Origin of the sequence: Vibrio sp. 1CM8B, from assembly GCF_023161685.1 — a bacterium.
In the GTDB taxonomy this organism is placed as follows: Bacteria; Pseudomonadota; Gammaproteobacteria; order Enterobacterales; family Vibrionaceae; genus Vibrio; species Vibrio coralliirubri.
The window spans coordinates 421,246-438,977 of the sequence record NZ_JALNTU010000005.1 but is presented as its reverse complement, the minus strand read 5'-3'; the positions used below and the strand labels follow the sequence as shown (position 1 = coordinate 438,977).

Here is a 17,732-nt window from a genome sequence, read left to right as displayed (position 1 = left end):
CATGAAAACACTTAAAGTGGCCGCTGGCCTGTCGTGTTTAGCCTTATTGACGGCTTGTGAAGATAAGCAAGCTGTAGAAGTGAATAACACGCCCTTGGTTAAAGCTATCGAGATTTCAGTCATCGATTTTAGCGACAAACTCTATTTCCCTGCGGTAGCAAACGCTGCTGAGAAAGCTCACCTTAGTTTCCGAGTGGCCGGTGAAATCTTCAAGCTAGATGTGAAAGAAGGTGAGCGTGTTTCCAAAGGGGACATCATTGCTGAGCTTGACCCAACCGATTATCAATTGGATGTGGACAATGCTCAAGCGCGTTACACGGTAATCAATAGCCAATACCGACGTTCGAGTCCGCTAGTGAAGAAAGGCTTATTGGCTAAGTCGCAATTCGATGAAATTGCCGCTCAACGCCAGATTGCTTATGCCGAGTTGGAATTGGCGAAACTGCGCTTATCGTTCACCATGCTTCGTGCACCTGTTGATGGGATCATTTCTCGTGTCAGTGTCGACCAATATGAAAACATTCAAGTTGGCCAACAAGTGGTGAACATCCACAGTGTCGAAGATGTTGAAGTCGTTATTCAACTGCCTGACCAAATCTACGTCAACCAACCGAGTGAACAACTGCTATCAAACGTTGAGGCTGTGGTTAGAGTGCCAAGTGGCAATGAATACACGGCAGGTATTAAGGAGTTCACAACAGAACCGGATCCAAGTACGGGCACATTTACGGTGACGCTTGCTTTGCCTATGCCTGAAGATGATTTAATTCTGGACGGTATGGCGGTTGAGGTGACTTCAAATGGGCGAGAAATCGGCTTAGAGCTAAAAGCCGGTGTGTTGATTCCAATTGAAGCGGTATTTAATGCCGATGGTGATGATTTAACGCGTCAAAACTCTTATGTATGGGTGCTTAATGACGACAATACCGTTTCGAAACAGCAAGTCGTATTAGGAAAAGCAAATCAGAAAACATTGCAGGTCATGAAAGGACTGGAAATGGGGCAGCATGTCGTTGTTGCAGGCGTATCGCGATTGCGAGATGGGATGACAGTGGAAGTATTGTCTCAGGAGACGAACAATGAGTGAAGTAAATAACAAGCCTCAAAATGACGATCAACAGGGTGATGATCAGATCACAGGTGTTGCTTCTTACTTTATACGTAACAAAGTCATTAGCTGGATGCTATCTCTGATCTTTCTTATTGGTGGTGTTTCTGCGTTCTTCGGTCTGGGTCGTTTAGAAGATCCTGCCTTTACCATCAAAGATGCAATGGTCGTGACTTCATACCCAGGGGCAACGCCTCAGCAGGTGGAAGAAGAAGTTACTTACCCACTAGAGAAAGCGATTCAACAGCTTACCTATGTAGACGAAGTGAACTCTATTTCAAGCCGTGGCCTGTCTCAGGTAACGGTGACGATGAAGAATAACTACGGCCCAGACGATCTTCCGCAAATTTGGGATGAACTTCGCCGAAAAGTGAATGATCTTAAGGTTGAATTGCCACCTGGGGTCAATGATCCTCAAGTCATTGATGACTTCGGTGACGTTTACGGGATTTTGCTGGCGGTGACGGGGGACGGCTACAGCTATAAAGAGTTGCTCGATTACATTGATTACCTAAGGCGAGAGCTCGAGTTGGTCGATGGAGTCAGTAAGGTCTCGGTATCCGGCCAACAACAAGAGCAAGTGTTCATTGAGATATCGATGAAACGAATAAGCTCTCTGGGTCTGTCTCCAAGCACAGTATTCAACCTTTTATCGACTCAAAATATTGTATCAAGTGCTGGCGCGGTCAGAATTGGCGACGAATACATTCGAATCCATCCAACGGGTGAGTTCCAGAATGTTGAACAACTTGGTGATTTGATTCTGACAGAAGGTGGTGCTCAAGGGCTTATCTATCTAAAAGATGTGGCGAATGTAACTCGTGGTTATGTTGAAGTGCCAAGTAACATCATTGGCTATAACGGCAAGCTCGCACTTAACCTTGGTGTCTCTTTTGCACAAGGCGTGAACGTAGTAGCGGTTGGTGAAGCGTTTGACCGAAGACTGGCCGAGCTAAAGTATCAGCAACCTGTCGGTATCGACATATCTGAGGTTTATAACCAACCCAAAGAGGTAGACAAGTCGGTAAGCGGATTTGTGGTGAGCTTAGGGCAGGCGGTTGCGATCGTAATCGTGGTGTTACTGTTCTTCATGGGGCTGCGCTCGGGACTGTTGATCGGCTTGATATTGTTGTTGACCGTTTTCGGTACCTTCATTTTCATGCAGTACTTCAAGATCGACCTACAACGTATTTCACTGGGCGCGTTGGTTATCGCCTTGGGGATGCTGGTGGATAATGCCATTGTAGTGGTGGAAGGGATATTGATCGGCACGCAGAAGGGGCGAACCCGGATGCAGGCCGCCACCGATATCGTAACCCAAACGAAATGGCCACTGCTTGGTGCGACGGTTATTGCGGTGACTGCGTTTGCTCCAATTGGTTTATCTGAAGATTCAACAGGCGAATACTGTGGCACCTTGTTCACGGTGCTACTGATCTCCTTGATGCTGAGTTGGTTTACTGCCATCTCGCTCACGCCGTTCTTTGCCGACATGTTCTTTAAAGGTCAGAAGGTCGATCCAGATAACGAAGGTAAGGACCCATACAACGGGATGGTTTTTGTCATCTACAAAAATTTCCTTGAGTTCTGTATGAAGCGTGCTTGGTTGACCATGTTTGTTCTGATTATTGGTTTAGGCGCGAGTGTGTACGGTTTTGGTTTCGTTAAGCAAGCCTTCTTCCCGTCATCAACCACACCTATGTTCCAAGTGGATGTGTGGATGCCGGAAGGTACCGATATTCGAGCGACCAATACCAAGCTTAAAGTGCTTGAGGGTTGGCTAGCAGAGCAGGACGAAGTTGAACATATCACGACAACAGCGGGTAAAGGCCTGCAACGTTTCATGCTGACTTACTCACCTGAGAAAAGTTATAGCGCTTACGGCGAGATAACGGTTCGAGTGAAGAGCTATGAAGTGCTTGAAGGGCTAATGAAACGTTTCCGTGAGCATGTGGGTAGCCAGTTCCCTGAGATTGATTACAAGCTTAAACAGATTGAATTAGGTCCTGGTGGCGGTGCGAAAATTGAAGCGCGAATTGTGGGTTCTGATCCAACAGTGTTACGTTCAATCGCTGCTCAAGTTATGGACATCATGCGTGCTGATGAAGGCGCATTTAACGTTCGTCACGATTGGCGTGAAAGAACTAAGGTATTAGAGCCTCAGTTCAATGAAAGCCAAGCGCGTCGTTATGGTATTACCAAATCTGACGTTGATGATTTCCTAGCAATGTCTTTCTCTGGTAAGTCGATTGGTGTGTATCGTGATGGTACAACGTTGATGCCGATTGTGGCTCGTTTGCCTGAAGATGAGCGTGTCGATATTCGTAACATCGAAGGCATGAAGATCTGGAGCCCGGCATTAAGTGAGTACATCCCGCTTCAACAAGTAACGTTAGGTTACGAGCTAGAATGGGAAGATCCACTGATCATCCGTAAGAACCGTAAGCGTATGCTAACGGTAATGGCGGATCCTGATCTATTGGGTGAAGAGACTGCCTCAACTCTACAGAAACGCTTACAACCACAGATTGAAGCGATTGAGATGCCTCCGGGTTACTCATTGGAATGGGGGGGGGAATATGAGTCGTCAGCAGATGCACAGGCGTCACTGTTCACAACTATGCCTCTGGGTTACTTGTTCATGTTCTTAATCACTGTGTTCTTGTTTAACTCGGTCAAAGAGCCTCTGATTGTTTGGTTAACGGTGCCACTCGCCTTAATAGGGGTGACGACAGGCTTGTTAGCCTTGAATACACCATTCGGCTTTATGGCGCTGTTGGGCTTCTTGAGTCTCTCAGGGATGCTTCTGAAGAACGGTATCGTACTGCTTGATCAAATTGAGATTGAGATGAAGTCCGGTAAAGACCCGTATGTCGCGGTTGTTGATGCGGCACTGAGTCGTGTTCGCCCGGTATGTATGGCGGCGATCACTACCATTCTTGGTATGATCCCTCTACTACCAGATATCTTCTTTAAACCAATGGCAGTAACCATTATGTTTGGTTTAGGCTTTGCGACTGTACTCACGCTAATCGTAGTACCTGTGCTGTATCGTCTGTTCCATAAAATTGAAGTGGCTTAACGTCAACTGACCTTTGAAATAATGCCCCTAATTGGGGCATTATTTTTATATACCGATTGTTAAAAAGAGAATACAAAAATGGACGTAAATACATCAGATAGAACGTGTGCATGGGCGCTTAAACATGAGCTTGAAAGGGAGTACCACGATGCAGAGTGGGGCGTGCCTGTTTATGATGACCAAGTTCTGTTTGAGTTCATTACTTTAGAAGGTGCTCAGGCGGGGCTGAGTTGGATTACGATCCTGAAAAAGCGTGAAGGGTATCGTGCCGCGTTCGATAATTACGATCTAAACAAGCTAGCTGAGCTGAATGAAGACAACGTGCCGCACATCATTGAAAACTTCGATGTGGTTAAACACAAGGGCAAGATTGCTTCGGTATACAATAATGCGCGAGCAACGCTTGAATTACAGAAAGAGTTCGGCTCTCTTTCAAATGCCTTATGGCAATTTGTCGATAATGAAGTGATCGTGAATCAATGGACTGAGATGTCTCAAGTTCCCGCTTCTACCGAGCAATCTAAAGCGATGAGTAAGTTTTTGAAGAAGAGAGGCTTTAAGTTTGTAGGGGAAACAATCTGTTACGCGTTCATGCAAGCGACAGGCATGGTTAATGACCATATCGTAGGTTGTCCGCACAAATAAAAGTGTTATTTATCGTCGAAAAATAATTGCGTTAATATAGGAAAATTTACTGGTCATTTATAAACTATTCAATATCATATGCGACCAAATTCAAACCTAGAAGACGATAGTGAAACAACAAAGCTACCAAATCTGTGATGCTCTTTATGATCCCTTGCTTAGGCAGTTTGTGCGTGAAGATGGCCACGTAGAAACTATCGCGCCGATAGAAGGTAAGGTGTTTCTGTTCTTACTTGAAAATGTTGGTGAGTGTGTTGAACGAGGCCTGATATTTGATAGGTGCTGGGGCAATGTGATTGTCTCAGAGCAAGCGCTCACTAACGTGATATCTAAGATTAGAAAAACGCTGTCACGAGTGACTTGTGGCTGTGCGACGATTCGCACGGTCAGTAAAACGGGCTATTCACTTGAAATCGATGAGTCGATAAAGCCTAGCAAAACTGAAATTGTGCCTTCTCAAGTGACTGACAAGGTATCTAAAACAAACTCTTTGCCAGTCGAGCAAGAAGTGTTGGCTGCGACTGAAATCTCTACAGACGTTAATACTGCAACGGTCACTGATTCCGATCTCAAGACGTCTTCCAACCAACAACTGAACTCAGCTGAATTAGAACCTTCAAATTCAAAAAGTAATACGCACCTCGTTAAAGCGGGCTATTTAGTCGCATTGATTTGTGTCGTCGTAACGGCGTTCAACCTTTTCCAAACCTATTATACGCCACTGCCTTATTTTATTGATAAAGCCGAATATCGCGACAGCTACACAGATAATACCAACCACTACTTTTTCCATATTGCGCATAATGAATCCTATTCGTTGCCTGCGATCACTCAAAAGCTAACGGATGCGATACCTAGCCACTGCAACGTTGATGTTTTTGTCCGCATCTATCCGTCTGTAGACCAACCTGAAAATGATACGTTATACATGTTGGTTCAAAAGAAGAATGGCGATGCGTTGAATTACAGCGCTTCTATTTTCAATGTAGCGTCGTCTTTTGATTCGTTTGCTCAGTACATGGAAAAGAGGAGTTACTTTTGCGACTAATTGGCTTACTCATTCTTTGTGCAATCGCCGCTTCGAGCTTCTTGTTAGAGCAAAATGAATTAGCAGGCACTCGATGGCACTGTAAAACGATCAAAACGGATTTCTTATCTCAGGCATTCCAACCATACCAAGCACTGTACGAGCGCATAAGCCTTACTTTTCAGTCTGACCATACTTTTAGCATTAGAGAGTTTGTGACGATTACTGAACAAGACGGTAACGAGAGTACGATGGAAAACCTTTATTCCGGCTACTACGGGCTGGATGGAAACAATCTGTCGATGAGCATTCTAGATGTGAGAACGGCAAGGCCTTTTCATGATCCTGTTATTAATCAGGATTACAGTGAGTATAAAGGGGTGACGATCGACTACGCTATTGCAGTGAAGGATCAGTCTTTGTATATGTTCAATGAACATCGAACGGAAATATTTAATTGGGCGTGTTTTAACGTTCAGTAGCTTTTTAAAGCTATGTGTCTAATACGCTAATCTGAAAAGGCAGGAATATCCTGCCTTTTTGGTCTGAGTCTGTTAACGCTTTAATCAAACGAGGGCGTTATAACGCTCTAATCCTGCTTCTAGGTCTGCAATCAGGTCATCAACGTCTTCTAAGCCGATATGAACGCGAATCAAGGTACCTTCGAAGTTCGGATTCGCTACTGTTCTTAGGCTATCAAAGCTGTTCGGTTCGTTTGCTAGAATCAAACTCTCAAAGCCGCCCCATGAGTAACCCATACTAAAGTGCGTCATACCATCAAGCAGCGCTGTGGTTGCTTTTGTATTTGAGTTTTTCAGCACGAAAGAGAACAAGCCATTGCCGCCGGTGAAATCTCGCTTAAAGAACTCATGGCCTGGGCAAGATTCCAGCGCAGGGTGACGAACATGGTCAACCTCCGGGCGAGTCTCTAACCATGTTGCGACTTTCAAGCTGCTCTCTGCGTGTTGGCGTAGGCGAACATCAAGAGTACGAATACCACGTAGGCCGAGGTAAGCGTCATCTGGCGAAACACATTGGCCCATCAGGTAGCTCTGTTCTCTTAACTGGTCCCAACATTTTTCATTGGCTACCGCTGTCCCTAACATTACATCAGAGTGACCAACGATGTACTTAGTCGCTGCTTGGATAGAGATATCAACACCGAATTCAAACGGTGAGAAGTTAACACCGGCTGCCCATGTGTTGTCTAACATAACGATGATGTCATGTTCATGAGCAATACGCGCAAGCGTTGGAATGTCTTGAACTTCCATGGTGACTGAACCCGGAGACTCGGTAAACAGAACCTTAGTGTTTGGCTTAATAAGCTCTTGGATGCCTTCACCAATCGTTGGTTCGTAGTAAGTCGTCTCTACTCCCATCTTTTTCATGATGGTGTCACAGAAATCACGCGTCGGTTCGTAGCAGGTATCGACCATCAGAATATGGTCACCAGTTTCTACAAAAGAGAGGATGGCATTAGAGATCGCTGCCGTACCACAAGGGTATAGCGCACAGCCAGCGCCGCCTTCCACTTCAACCATGGCATCTTGGAAAGCGAAATGAGTGTTGGTTCCACGACGTCCGTAAAAAAGCGTTTTCTTAGCGCGATTAATCGTAGCCTTGCGCTTTTCTTCTACTGAGTTGAACACGACAGTTGAAGCGCGCTGTACTGGTGGGTTAACGACACCATTGGTCCACTTCTTATCACGACCTGCAGTGATCAGCTTAGTGGTTTTGTTCTCGGACATGCTGTGAATTCCTTATCAATCGGTTATGTCCTATTTAAAACATGCCAATAGCCTTCAAAGCAAGAGTGAAGCGGGAGTTTTTATGCTTTTCTTTCTCTTTTTAACCTTTCACGTCGTTTATCGAGAAAGGTTAAAAATCAGATAGGCAGTGAGAGGTGAGTCGGTATGGACCCATGGGTTGGATTACAGCAGTGGATTGAACAGATAAAACAACCTTTCGAAGAAGCGGTTACGCAGATTTCTCTGCTCCCACTGCTCGAGTTCTACTGGGTGCGATGACTTGATGTAAGATTGCTGAAGTTCAGATAGCTGCTGAGTGAAATGCACATCGTCAACGGCTAGCGTCACTTCGAAATTAAGCCATAAGCTGCGCATGTCAATATTGACCGTTCCGATTAAACAGAACTCTTCATCAATCACCACTGACTTGGTGTGAAGAAGCCCACCGTAAAATTCGTAAATCTTCACGCCAGCTTCAAGCAGTTCAGTATAAAACGCGCGCGAAGCCCACTTAACCATCAATGAATCGTTGTTGTGTGGGATTATTAATTCTACGTTGACACCACGTTGCGCAGTCATTTTGAGTGTTTCTAATAAATCGGCACTCGGTACGAAGTAGGGTGTTGTGATACGAACTGAATGGTTTGCCTGATTAATCGCAATGGTCAGAACTTGTAGGATCAAATATTCCGGCATGCCCGGGCCTGATGGTACTACCTGAACAGGGTGATGCGTCATTACCTCTTCAACCGGACACTCTGGCAAATCAGGAAGGATGCGTTCACCTGTTTCCACTTCCCAATCCCAACCATGAATGGCCGACAGTACATTTACGGTAGGGCCAGTTACACGAACCATTACGTCAATCCACTGACCAACACCTGAACTCTGTTTGAAGTGAGCAGGATCAACCATGTTCATTGAACCGGTATAAGCAATGGTTTCATCAATCACGATGATCTTACGGTGCTGCCTTAGATCTAGGCGGCGTAAGAAAATACGCCAAGGGCTAACTTCTAGTGCTTGTACAACTTGCACACCGGCGCCTTTCATCATTGAACGCCAGTGGCTTTTGAAAAAGCGTGGGCTACCTGCAGAATCGAGTAAGACTTTAACATCCACGCCACGTTTCGCGGCTCGAATGAGTGCGGAAGCAACCGAATCCGTTAAGCCTCCAGGGTGCCAAATATAGAAAACCATCTTGATACTGGTTTGGGCGTTTTCTATATCTTCAATAATTGCGTGTAAGATCTCATTGGGAGACGCTTGCAGTGAAAGTGTGTTTCCGCTGAGTGCAGGAATGCCCATTCGATTATTACAAAGTTCATCGATCTTGTGGATTGGGGAACCGACCTTTCCTGGCAGATGGAGCTGGCAATCATCGAGTTTTCGAAACCAATCACCAAATGGAGTAAACATGCGGTGAGCGCGCTCAGCCCTCTTTCTACCTAGGTTTAGCTCTCCAAAAAGGAAGTAACAAGCGACACCTACAATTGGGATAATGTAGATAACCATCAACCACGCGAGAGAAACGCTGACTGAGCGTCGTTTTAGTACGACACGGAAAGTCACACCGGCTACAAGCACCCAGTACAAAGCGACAGAGGCTAAAGTTAAAAAATGGTAGAGCTTTTCCACATTGAATACTCGAAAAAAGAGACACTTAGATAATAATGCTATTTTGCGGATATGGGAATTTAAGGAATCAACTATTTACAAATTAGAGCTAAAGCTGTAAACAGGTTATAGTTGTTAAGTTTTGGTTAACTTAAGACGAAAACGATTGTTTTGTATGAAAAGGCGGCATTTAACCATAAAAATTTACATTGGTAACGAAATATGTACGGTTCGGGCTTCCAATTTTATTCTTAAACTGGTTTACTTGCCAGATAACGAGCGTCAATCAAATCTTTTAGGTGTGTAAATTTTTTTATACGCCTTATCTTTTAAAGACGCCACCCAAAGCAAAACACAACATCACATAACACAAAAGTTTGGAGTACACGTGGCTACTAGTAATACAACCACAACACCCCGCGATACCTGGGGTTCGAAGTTAGGATTCGTAATGGCTGCAGCAGGTTCTGCTGTTGGTCTAGGTAACATTTGGAAATTCCCTTACACAGCAGGCGAAAGTGGCGGCGGTGCATTCGTTGCAATTTACCTGTTTTTTGTAATCTTCATCGGTTTCAGTGTAATGCTGACTGAATTTGCGATTGGCCGTCATACGCAAAAATCAGCAGTAGGTGCATTCAAAACAACTGACCGTCGTTGGACGTTCGCCGGTGTTATCGGCGTAGTCAGTGGTCTACTTATCATGGGTTTCTACCCTGTAGTAGGTGGCTGGTCTATCGCATACATCGGTAAGATTGCTGGTGGTCTACTAGATGCACCTGAAGCAATCGGTGACAGCTTCGGTGGCTTTATCTCAAACCCAGTTCAACCACTTATGTGGATGGGCCTATACCTATTACTTAACATTGTTATTGTTATGAAGGGTATCTCTGGTGGTATTGAGAAAGCGGGTAAGATCCTGATGCCACTTCTTTTCATTATCCTTATCGTGGTATCAATCAAAGGCATCATGCTTCCGGGCGCGATGGCTGGTCTTGAATTCCTATTCAGCCCTGATTTCTCTAAAGTAGACAGCGGTGTAATCCTAGCTGCACTAGGTCAAGCATTCTTCTCACTATCTCTTGGTATGGGTTGTATGTTGACTTACGGTTCTTACCTTAAGAAGAAAGAGAACCTAGTTCAAACTACGGCTATGGTTACAGCTATGGATACAGGTGTTGCTATCCTAGCTGGTGTTGCAATGTTCCCTGCAATGTTCGCATTCGGTATGGAACCTGCAGCTGGTCCTGGTCTAGTATTCGTTGTTGTTCCTCAGCTATTTGCTGAAATGGGCGGCGTAGTTGGTCTTCTATTCGCTCTAATGTTCTTCGTTGGTCTAAGTGTTGCGGCACTGACTTCTTCAGTATCTCTACTAGAAGTTGTGGTTTCTTACCTAATCGATGAGAAAGGCATGAAGCGTGTGACTGCAGTACTGTCTGCAAGTGTAGTAATGGCGATTCTATGTATCTTCGCTTCTCTATCACTTGGTGGCTTCGGTCCTACACTGTTCGGTACTGGCGCATTCGATATCTTCGACCTACTAACTGATAAGATCTTCCTAGCCGTTGGCGGTATGTTGGTATGTATCTTCGCTGGTTGGAGACTAAACCGTGCAGACCTTGAGAAAGAAATCACTAACGACGGTGAAGTATCTTTCCCTCTATTCGGTCTATGGTACACACTAGTTAAGTACATCATCCCAGTAGCTATCGCTATCGTAGCGTTCATGGGTATCTCTTCTGGCTTCGACAGCGGTAAAGGTGCAATCATGCTACTAGGTATTGGTATTATTGCTGGTTCTGCGCTTATCTCTAAGAAGCTATAGTTCTAAGAAACCATAATTCTTAGAAGCTAGAATCGCGAGTTAAAGTAAGTTAAGAAACGGGAGCCATTGGCTCCCGTTTTTTTATGTCCAAAACTTAATTATTGATGGAAAATAAATGTCGTCTATTCACTCAAGTTATCCGTGCGCTAGCCGATATATTGAATATTAAAGGTTTTCTAAGCCGTATTTTATTTAGGTAGGTGTTGTATGAAATTATCGGTGAGAAAGAAACTGTATGCCGGTTTTGGCTCTATATTGGCGGTGCTTGTCACGTTAGTCAGTATTGTATGGATAGAGGTTATTGGCGCTCATAAAAGTGCTGATGAGATCAGAATGGACGATGTACCGGGCACTGTTACCTATCTTGTTTTGATAGATGAAGCTGGGGATGTCTACCGAGATGCGTTGGGTGCGATCATTCAGGTTGATAACGCGCTGAACGATTATCGAACCAATAAGAACGAATTTGCCCAAGCAATCGAGCAGGCGAAGCGGTTGGAGAGTAGAGGTTCGGAAGACCACCGCCGTATTCAGCGAATTGAAGACCTGATGGGGCGTTTCACTCAAGAGTTTGAATCAAAGCTTGTGCCAAAGATCAATGATGAAGCTGCGCTACTAGCCAACATTCAACAGCTACGATCTTTGTATGAGAGCAACCTTATCCCTATTGAGAACTTGCTGGATCAAGCATCAGCAAGTGAACGCGCAGATACAGAACAGTCACTACTGACACTAACCGATACGTTTACTACCATCGAGCGCACCATCATGGTGTTGTCTGCTATTGCGATAGTCTTTGGTTGTGTGATTGCGTACGTATTGTCTAGCTCTATAACCAACCGCCTGACTCGTGTTGAACAAGTAGCACGACGTGTTGCAAATGGTGACCTAACGGCAGGCGATATTATTGATGACTCTGGTGATGAATTGGCTGAGCTTGCTAAGTCGATTAACCAGATGCAGAAATCGCTAGTAGACCTACTAGGTTCTATCTCGTCTGTGACTCATCAAGTTCAATCTGTGACAGGGGAGCTCTCTTCTATTAGCCAAGACATCGTTACTGGTGCATCAGCTCAAGCAGACAAAGCTAACTTGATTGCAACTGCTGCTGAAGAGCTAAGTTTGACCATTTCTGAAGTGGCTCAACAAGGTACTTCTACTTATGAAGAAGCGCGTCGCTCTGAAACGTCTGCAGAAGATGGCCGCAACGTGATTGTTGAGATGGTGGCGAGTATTCAACAAGTGTCGACTCAAATGAGTGACATGTCGCTACAGATGAACACGCTGGGTTCTCATGGTGAGCAGATTGGTAGCGTTATCAAGGTAATCGAAGACATTGCTGAGCAAACTAACCTGTTAGCTCTTAACGCTGCAATTGAAGCGGCACGTGCAGGCGAATTTGGTCGTGGTTTTGCTGTGGTAGCCGATGAAGTGCGAGCGCTAGCAGAAAGAACAACCAAAGCGACACAAGAAGTCTCGGGCATCATTCAATCGATTCAATCGGGCACTCAAGAAGCGGTGACTTACACTCAAGATAACTGTCGTTTAGTTGAGATTGGTGTCGAGCAAAGCTCAGGTGCTGTTTCTGCGCTAGAGGCGATTGTGAGCGGTGCGGGCAATGTACAAAGCATGGTTAACTCTATTGCGACTGCGGCAGAAGAACAGACAGCGGTGACCAAAGAAATTGCAGCGGACATTACCGCGATTAGCGATATCTCAGAGCAATCTCTGCAATTGGCAACTCGTAGCTCTGAAAACACATCAGGCTTGAACGCTAAGGTTGCTGAGCTAGAAGCATTAGTTGGTAAGTTTAAACTGGCGTAAAGCGGTAGCTTGGTTCTATTTATCGAGTGGTAATCGAGTAAAGACCAAGCACTGATCGCTAGTTGCTGAAACGAAGCCCAATGATTCAATGTTTATTGAGTGAGTTGGGCTTTTTCGTAGCTGGAATCTGGGTTCAGACGCGGTATACTCCACGTTCTACAATGGAGCTAGCCTTTACATGTTCGATATTCTTCTGAACCACTCTGATTTTTTACTTATCAATAAGCATCCTGGAGTCAGCGTCCACAAAGACGATGGCGATACCATGTTGCTTCAAGAAGTTGCTAAGGCAATCAATGAGCCTAAGCTGTATCTCGTTCATCGACTAGATAAAATGACTTCGGGCATTCTGCTGCTGGCAAAAAATGCGTCGGCGGCGAGCGAGCTTTCACAGCTATTTGCAAAGCGTGAAGTAGAGAAATACTACCTTGCGATCGGTTCTAAGAAGCCAAAGAAAAAGCAAGGTTTGATCTCAGGAGACATGGAGCGTTCACGACGCTCAAGTTGGAAACTTCTGACATCCAAAGAGAATCCTGCGATTACTCAGTTTTTATCAGCAACGGCTGAACCTGGTGAGCGTTTGCTGTTATGCAAACCCTATACGGGGCGAACTCACCAGATCCGTGTCGCGATGAAGTCGATCGGCTCAGCCATTGTTGGTGACCCTATTTATAATCCATCGAGTGAGGCTGACAGAGGTTATCTGCATGCCTTCGCGATTCGATTTACCTATCAATCACAAGCCTACGAATATGTCTGCGATCCAAGAGGGCTAAACTCCTTGGGTGAGAAGTGGCATCAGGAAACCGTGTCGAACGGTTTGGACAGTTGGCTTGAACCTTGGTCATTAACTTGGCCAAAGCTAAACACTAAGTGAGTGAAATAATGGAAGCATCAGCTTTACCTCTGTTTTTTAGTCATATTGAACAGCAACTTAATGAAGTACCAAACGAACTACGCCGTATTTTCCACGGCCGCGGTAAGTTTTGGCCTGGTCTAGAACAACTGACATGTGACTGGGTTGATGGACAGCTACTGGTTAACGTGTTTAAAGAAGTAGACGACGAATTTTTGTCATCTCTTAAAGCTGGATTAGTTGAACTCACTAATAAAGATATCTGGCAATCAAAGCAGGGTACAAGCATTGTTCTTCAGCACCGTTATGCCGATGGTGCGCCTTCAGAGGTTCTATGGGGCGAGTTGAATGACTCCCCGGTTGTGGTTGAGCACGGTCTTAAGTACCAATTAGATATTGGCCGTAATCAGAACTTCGGTTTGTTTCTAGACATGCGCAATGGTCGTCAATGGGTACAAGATAATGCCAAGGATAAGAACGTTCTTAACCTGTTCGCATACACTTGTGGCTTCTCTGTCGCGGCTATCGCTGGTGGCGCTCGTCAATGCATGAACGTGGACATGTCACGTGGCTCGCTAAACAAAGGTCGCGATAACCACCGTCTGAATGAACACGATATGCGCTCGGTTAACTTCCTTGGCTACGATATCTTTAAGTCGTGGGGAAAAATCAAGAAAGGCGGTCCTTACGAGCTCGTTATCATCGATCCACCTTCGTTCCAAAAAGGCAGCTTTGCTCTAACCAAAGATTACAAAAAGATCTTACGTCGTTTGCCTGAACTTCTAACTGAAGGCGGTGAAGTGATTGCTTGTGTTAACTCACCAGCAGTATCACCAAACTTCCTGATTGAGACGATGGCAGAAGAAGCACCAAGCGTTGAGTTCATTGAGCGTCTGGACAACCCGCCTGAGTTTGTCGATGTCGACCTTGATTCAAGCTTGAAGGTGTTGAGGTTTAAAATTAGCGCTTCTGCAGATGCCTAATTATAATTAGGTTTAAGTATTAGCTAGAATATAAAAACGCCGCTCATGTTGAGCGGCGTTTTAGTTTGAAAGGAATCACGACACTAACATTAGGTGGTTTGATTCTTGAGTGTCTGGAAACCAAAATAAATACGCATGAACGTAGTTAGCCAGCAAGCTGCACCAAAGGTGTAAGCGATAACCGCAAAGTGTTGAGGCCAAATACAGAAAGCAATGAAACAAGCGATGGTTTCAGTGCCTTCGGTTAACCCCGACATGTAGTACAGAGACTTATGCTTATAGACTGGGTTTTCGATGCCTCGCTTGCCTGCCATCACCGCAAACGCTAAAAAGCTGCTGCCTGTGCCGATAAAAGAGAAGATCAAAAATGCACCGGCAATGGCGTTATGTTCTGGGTTGGCAATGACAAAACCAAAAGGGATCAGCGAGTAGAATAGGAAATCTAGGCTGATATCGAGGAAACCACCCGCATCACTAATGCCTTGGATTCGAGCCAAGGCTCCATCAAGCCCGTCGCAAACCCTGTTAAATACAATAAACCCCAACGCCCATTCGTATTGCTGAAATGCTAACGCTGGAAATGCCAAGCACCCAACCAGAAATCCGAATAACGTGGTTTGATTGGCCGTGATACCCAATTGGTTCAGTAACTTAGCCGACTGATTTAATGGCCACTTAATGACCTTAATGGAGTACTTATCCAGCATGGTTACTTCTCCATGGCCAAGACAGTACTTCTGCCCCTTGAGGTACATCGGCTTCGTCGTGCGTGACCATTAATGTAGGGATATTCGCTTTGGTCAATTGTTCAAACACCCAATCTCGAAATTGTGCTCTTAACTCTTGGTCCAGTTTGCTGAACGGTTCGTCGAGCAGGGCGAGTTTCGGCTTCGCCAATAACATACGAGTTAAGCTTATTCTTGCACGTTGACCACCAGATATTTGATCCGGGAAAGACTCTGCCAAGTGAGTTAGCTCTATGTCTTTTAGTGCAGCCATTGCTTGCTGTTGACGAGCGGAACCCTTAACAGAGTTCGGTAACGAAAAGGCCAAGTTTTCCCATACTTTGAGGTGCGGAAACAACAAGTCATCTTGAAACAAAATACCGACTTCACGCTGATGTGATGGAAGCTCGTCGAGCTGAATATCGTTCAACACAACGGTGCCAGAATACGAAAACTCTTGACTTAAGTGACCAGCAATCGCATCCAGTAAGGTCGACTTTCCACAGCCACTCGGTCCCATCAAAGCCAGTATTTGGCCAGATTCTAATGTTACATTTAGCGCTGAGAACAGCGAATCTCCATCGGTTTTACGGATGGCGAGGTCGTTGAGGTACAGACTCATTACTTAGGAAACCTTTAAAAGTAAGACGGCGATATCTAAGTTGAAGTCGGCTGACTAATATCGCTAAAGAGAAAAAGAACAGAGGCAATAGGGCCTGCCAAATGGCATAGATTGCTGTCACCCTGCGGTCGAAACCACTGGTAAGGGCAACGGCTTCTGTGGTGATCGTGCTAATACGGCCCGCGCCGAGCATCAAGGTGGGTAAGTACTGAGCCAAACTCACGCTGATCCCGACCGCCCAAGCAAAGGCGATAGCTGGAAGTAAGATTGGCAGTTTGATTGAATACCAACTCTGAAATGGCGATTTACCTAGGCTCAGCGAGGCTTTAATCAACCCATCATTGAAGCTTTTCCACGGGCCGTCTAAAGACAGATACACAAACGGGAAAGCAAAGAAAACATGCGCCCAAATCACCCAGAACTCATAGGCACTACTGCCGATGTAGAGGGTCGTGACCTGCATACCAAATAACACGGAGAGCTGTGGTATCAACATTGGAATAGCGATAATGAAGCCTGGCACTTGCCACTTGTATTTGATTCTGTATTCGTGAGCAATCAGCGCAAGTAACAGAGCGACTGAAGCAGCAATAAGACCAATCCATAAGCTTTGACCCACAGTACTCATGATGCCATCCCATTCGAACTCCCAGAAACGCATGCTGTAGCGGCTAGGCAGTAAATCCGGGAAGCGCCAACGCTGAGCAACACTCCAAATTACCATTAAAGGAATGATCAGCAATGAAAGGCTAGCAAGCACTGTGAATACTGTTTTCCCCGGCAAGTTAGCCCCTGTTCGTCCTGAATACTGCCAAGTTCGAAAGTACTTAAGAACCGCCCATTCAACTAAACGCGCCAAGGCGATGATCAACGAAGCTAAACCAAACAAAACGATGGCACCAGCAGCAGCTCGCGGAAGTAGGTTAAGATCAGGATCGTTGAACCATTGCCATACCAAAACGGCAAAGGTCGGCGGGTTGGTTGGGCCAATGATCAGAGCAATATCGACAACCGAGACACTGTAAGCGAGTACCGCCAGCATTGGGAAACGAAGCTTAGTAAACCATTGTGGGAAAATACATTTCCACCAGATCTGAGCGCGGCTGTAACCGAGTGATGCACTGACCTTAGTGATACGTTCTACATCGATTTGTTGAAGTATCGATATACTCATCAGCAACAAGAAGGGTACTTCTTTGAGTGCGAGCATAATGATTAAGCCGAACGCGTATGGGTCTTTTACCAATAACGCCAATTCAGAGCTCGTAGCCGATTCGCCGAGCAAGTGATGTACCGCTCTTGCGCCAAGCCCCGTTGGACTAAACAGAAAAGCAAAGCCGATAGCGAAAGCCACATGTGGAATGGCAAGCATTGGTGATAGCGTTAACTCAATCTTTCTCCAAAACTTGTTTCCCCAAGAGGCTTGAAGAATACAAAAGGTCAGGAAGCAGGCGATATAGCTGCTTGCAATTGCTGAACCTAGGCTTAAGCCAATAGAGTGCCAAGCCCCTTCCCATCGAAAGACTTGGCTAAAACCGTTGAGTGTCGGCTCCTCTAAACCTAGAGGCGGGATGAAACTCAGTGACGAAGTCACGACTCCCGCTACCCCAGGAATGGTTGGGATAATGCATACAGCTATAACAACAAAATATAGAGCGCGTAGCATGAAG

At 45.4% G+C, this 17,732-nt stretch carries 14 protein-coding genes; 9 read left to right on the top strand and 5 right to left on the bottom strand.

The genetic code is table 11. The features are described from left to right. Window position 1: 1 nt before the first annotated feature. From MSG36_RS13320 to MSG36_RS13300, 5 genes are all read left to right on the top strand, one after another. Window positions 2-1,087, top strand: coding sequence for an efflux RND transporter periplasmic adaptor subunit (locus MSG36_RS13320; RefSeq protein WP_048614477.1), 1,086 nt, complete (start codon window positions 2-4; stop codon window positions 1,085-1,087). Next, window positions 1,080-4,190 carry an efflux RND transporter permease subunit gene (locus tag MSG36_RS13315; RefSeq protein WP_248368274.1) on the top strand — a complete coding sequence of 1,037 codons (3,111 nt, stop codon included), beginning with the start codon at window positions 1,080-1,082 and terminating at the stop codon, window positions 4,188-4,190. The genes MSG36_RS13320 and MSG36_RS13315 overlap by 8 nt, the downstream gene beginning before the upstream one ends. 78 nt (window positions 4,191-4,268) lie before the next feature. Further along, on the top strand, window positions 4,269-4,835 hold the full coding sequence (locus MSG36_RS13310; protein WP_048609413.1) for a DNA-3-methyladenine glycosylase I: 567 nt from the start codon (window positions 4,269-4,271) through the stop codon (window positions 4,833-4,835). Between the two features lie 109 nt (window positions 4,836-4,944). Then, window positions 4,945-5,883: a winged helix-turn-helix domain-containing protein gene (locus MSG36_RS13305; RefSeq protein WP_248368272.1), complete on the top strand. Its 939-nt coding sequence runs from the start codon at window positions 4,945-4,947 to the stop codon at window positions 5,881-5,883. Next, window positions 5,874-6,344 (top strand): hypothetical protein, encoded by a 471-nt coding sequence (locus MSG36_RS13300; RefSeq protein WP_248368270.1) that lies wholly within the window; start codon window positions 5,874-5,876, stop codon window positions 6,342-6,344. Before MSG36_RS13305 ends, MSG36_RS13300 begins: the two co-directional genes overlap by 10 nt. A gap of 84 nt (window positions 6,345-6,428) precedes the next feature. Here the strand turns inward: MSG36_RS13300 and MSG36_RS13295 are convergent, their stop codons facing one another. Then, window positions 6,429-7,613, bottom strand: coding sequence for a cystathionine beta-lyase (locus tag MSG36_RS13295; RefSeq protein ID WP_248368269.1), 1,185 nt, complete (start codon window positions 7,611-7,613; stop codon window positions 6,429-6,431). Window positions 7,614-7,796: 183 nt separating this feature from the next. Further along, a complete protein-coding gene (gene cls / locus MSG36_RS13290; RefSeq protein ID WP_248368268.1) occupies window positions 7,797-9,251 on the bottom strand; it encodes a cardiolipin synthase in 1,455 nt (484 codons plus the stop codon). 367 nt (window positions 9,252-9,618) lie between these two features. Between cls and MSG36_RS13285 the strand changes: the two genes are divergently transcribed. The 4 genes from MSG36_RS13285 to MSG36_RS13270 all read left to right on the top strand — a co-directional run bounded on the left by MSG36_RS13285 (window position 9,619) and on the right by MSG36_RS13270 (window position 14,715). Beyond that, window positions 9,619-11,052 carry a sodium-dependent transporter gene (locus MSG36_RS13285; RefSeq protein ID WP_081090249.1) on the top strand — a complete coding sequence of 478 codons (1,434 nt, stop codon included), beginning with the start codon at window positions 9,619-9,621 and terminating at the stop codon, window positions 11,050-11,052. 207 nt (window positions 11,053-11,259) lie between these two features. Further along, complete coding sequence (locus MSG36_RS13280) at window positions 11,260-12,876, top strand: methyl-accepting chemotaxis protein (protein ID WP_248368267.1); 1,617 nt, start codon at window positions 11,260-11,262, stop codon at window positions 12,874-12,876. A gap of 178 nt (window positions 12,877-13,054) precedes the next feature. Further along, window positions 13,055-13,753 (top strand): TIGR01621 family pseudouridine synthase, encoded by a 699-nt coding sequence (locus tag MSG36_RS13275; protein ID WP_050648811.1) that lies wholly within the window; start codon window positions 13,055-13,057, stop codon window positions 13,751-13,753. 8 nt (window positions 13,754-13,761) lie between these two features. After that, complete coding sequence (locus MSG36_RS13270; RefSeq protein WP_050634664.1) at window positions 13,762-14,715, top strand: class I SAM-dependent methyltransferase; 954 nt, start codon at window positions 13,762-13,764, stop codon at window positions 14,713-14,715. Window positions 14,716-14,804: 89 nt separating this feature from the next. Here the strand turns inward: MSG36_RS13270 and MSG36_RS13265 are convergent, their stop codons facing one another. The 3 genes from MSG36_RS13265 to MSG36_RS13255 are packed head-to-tail and all read right to left on the bottom strand — an operon-like array spanning window position 14,805 to window position 17,728. Continuing rightward, the gene (locus MSG36_RS13265) at window positions 14,805-15,422 is read right to left on the bottom strand and encodes a CDP-alcohol phosphatidyltransferase family protein (RefSeq protein WP_048617663.1); all 618 of its coding nucleotides are present in this window, start codon (window positions 15,420-15,422) and stop codon (window positions 14,805-14,807) included. Then, window positions 15,412-16,062 (bottom strand): ATP-binding cassette domain-containing protein, encoded by a 651-nt coding sequence (locus tag MSG36_RS13260; protein WP_248368266.1) that lies wholly within the window; start codon window positions 16,060-16,062, stop codon window positions 15,412-15,414. Before MSG36_RS13260 ends, MSG36_RS13265 begins: the two co-directional genes overlap by 11 nt. After that, a complete protein-coding gene (locus MSG36_RS13255) occupies window positions 16,028-17,728 on the bottom strand; it encodes a thiamine ABC transporter permease (protein ID WP_248368264.1) in 1,701 nt (566 codons plus the stop codon). Before MSG36_RS13255 ends, MSG36_RS13260 begins: the two co-directional genes overlap by 35 nt. Window positions 17,729-17,732 lie beyond the last annotated feature (4 nt).

Excerpts from the sequence above, each read along its gene's own strand:
- MSG36_RS13320 (WP_048614477.1), top strand. The coding sequence starts at position 2 with ATGAAAACACTTAAAGTGGCCGCTGGCCTGTCGTGTTTAGCCTTATTG.
- MSG36_RS13315 (WP_248368274.1), top strand. The coding sequence starts at position 1,080 with ATGAGTGAAGTAAATAACAAGCCTCAAAATGACGATCAACAGGGTGAT.
- MSG36_RS13310 (WP_048609413.1), top strand. The coding sequence starts at position 4,269 with ATGGACGTAAATACATCAGATAGAACGTGTGCATGGGCGCTTAAACAT.
- MSG36_RS13295 (WP_248368269.1), bottom strand. The coding sequence starts at position 7,613 with ATGTCCGAGAACAAAACCACTAAGCTGATCACTGCAGGTCGTGATAAG.
- MSG36_RS13280 (WP_248368267.1), top strand. The coding sequence starts at position 11,260 with ATGAAATTATCGGTGAGAAAGAAACTGTATGCCGGTTTTGGCTCTATA.
- MSG36_RS13275 (WP_050648811.1), top strand. The coding sequence starts at position 13,055 with ATGTTCGATATTCTTCTGAACCACTCTGATTTTTTACTTATCAATAAG.
- MSG36_RS13270 (WP_050634664.1), top strand. The coding sequence starts at position 13,762 with ATGGAAGCATCAGCTTTACCTCTGTTTTTTAGTCATATTGAACAGCAA.
- MSG36_RS13265 (WP_048617663.1), bottom strand. The coding sequence starts at position 15,422 with ATGCTGGATAAGTACTCCATTAAGGTCATTAAGTGGCCATTAAATCAG.
- MSG36_RS13260 (WP_248368266.1), bottom strand. The coding sequence starts at position 16,062 with ATGAGTCTGTACCTCAACGACCTCGCCATCCGTAAAACCGATGGAGAT.
- MSG36_RS13255 (WP_248368264.1), bottom strand. The coding sequence starts at position 17,728 with ATGCTACGCGCTCTATATTTTGTTGTTATAGCTGTATGCATTATCCCA.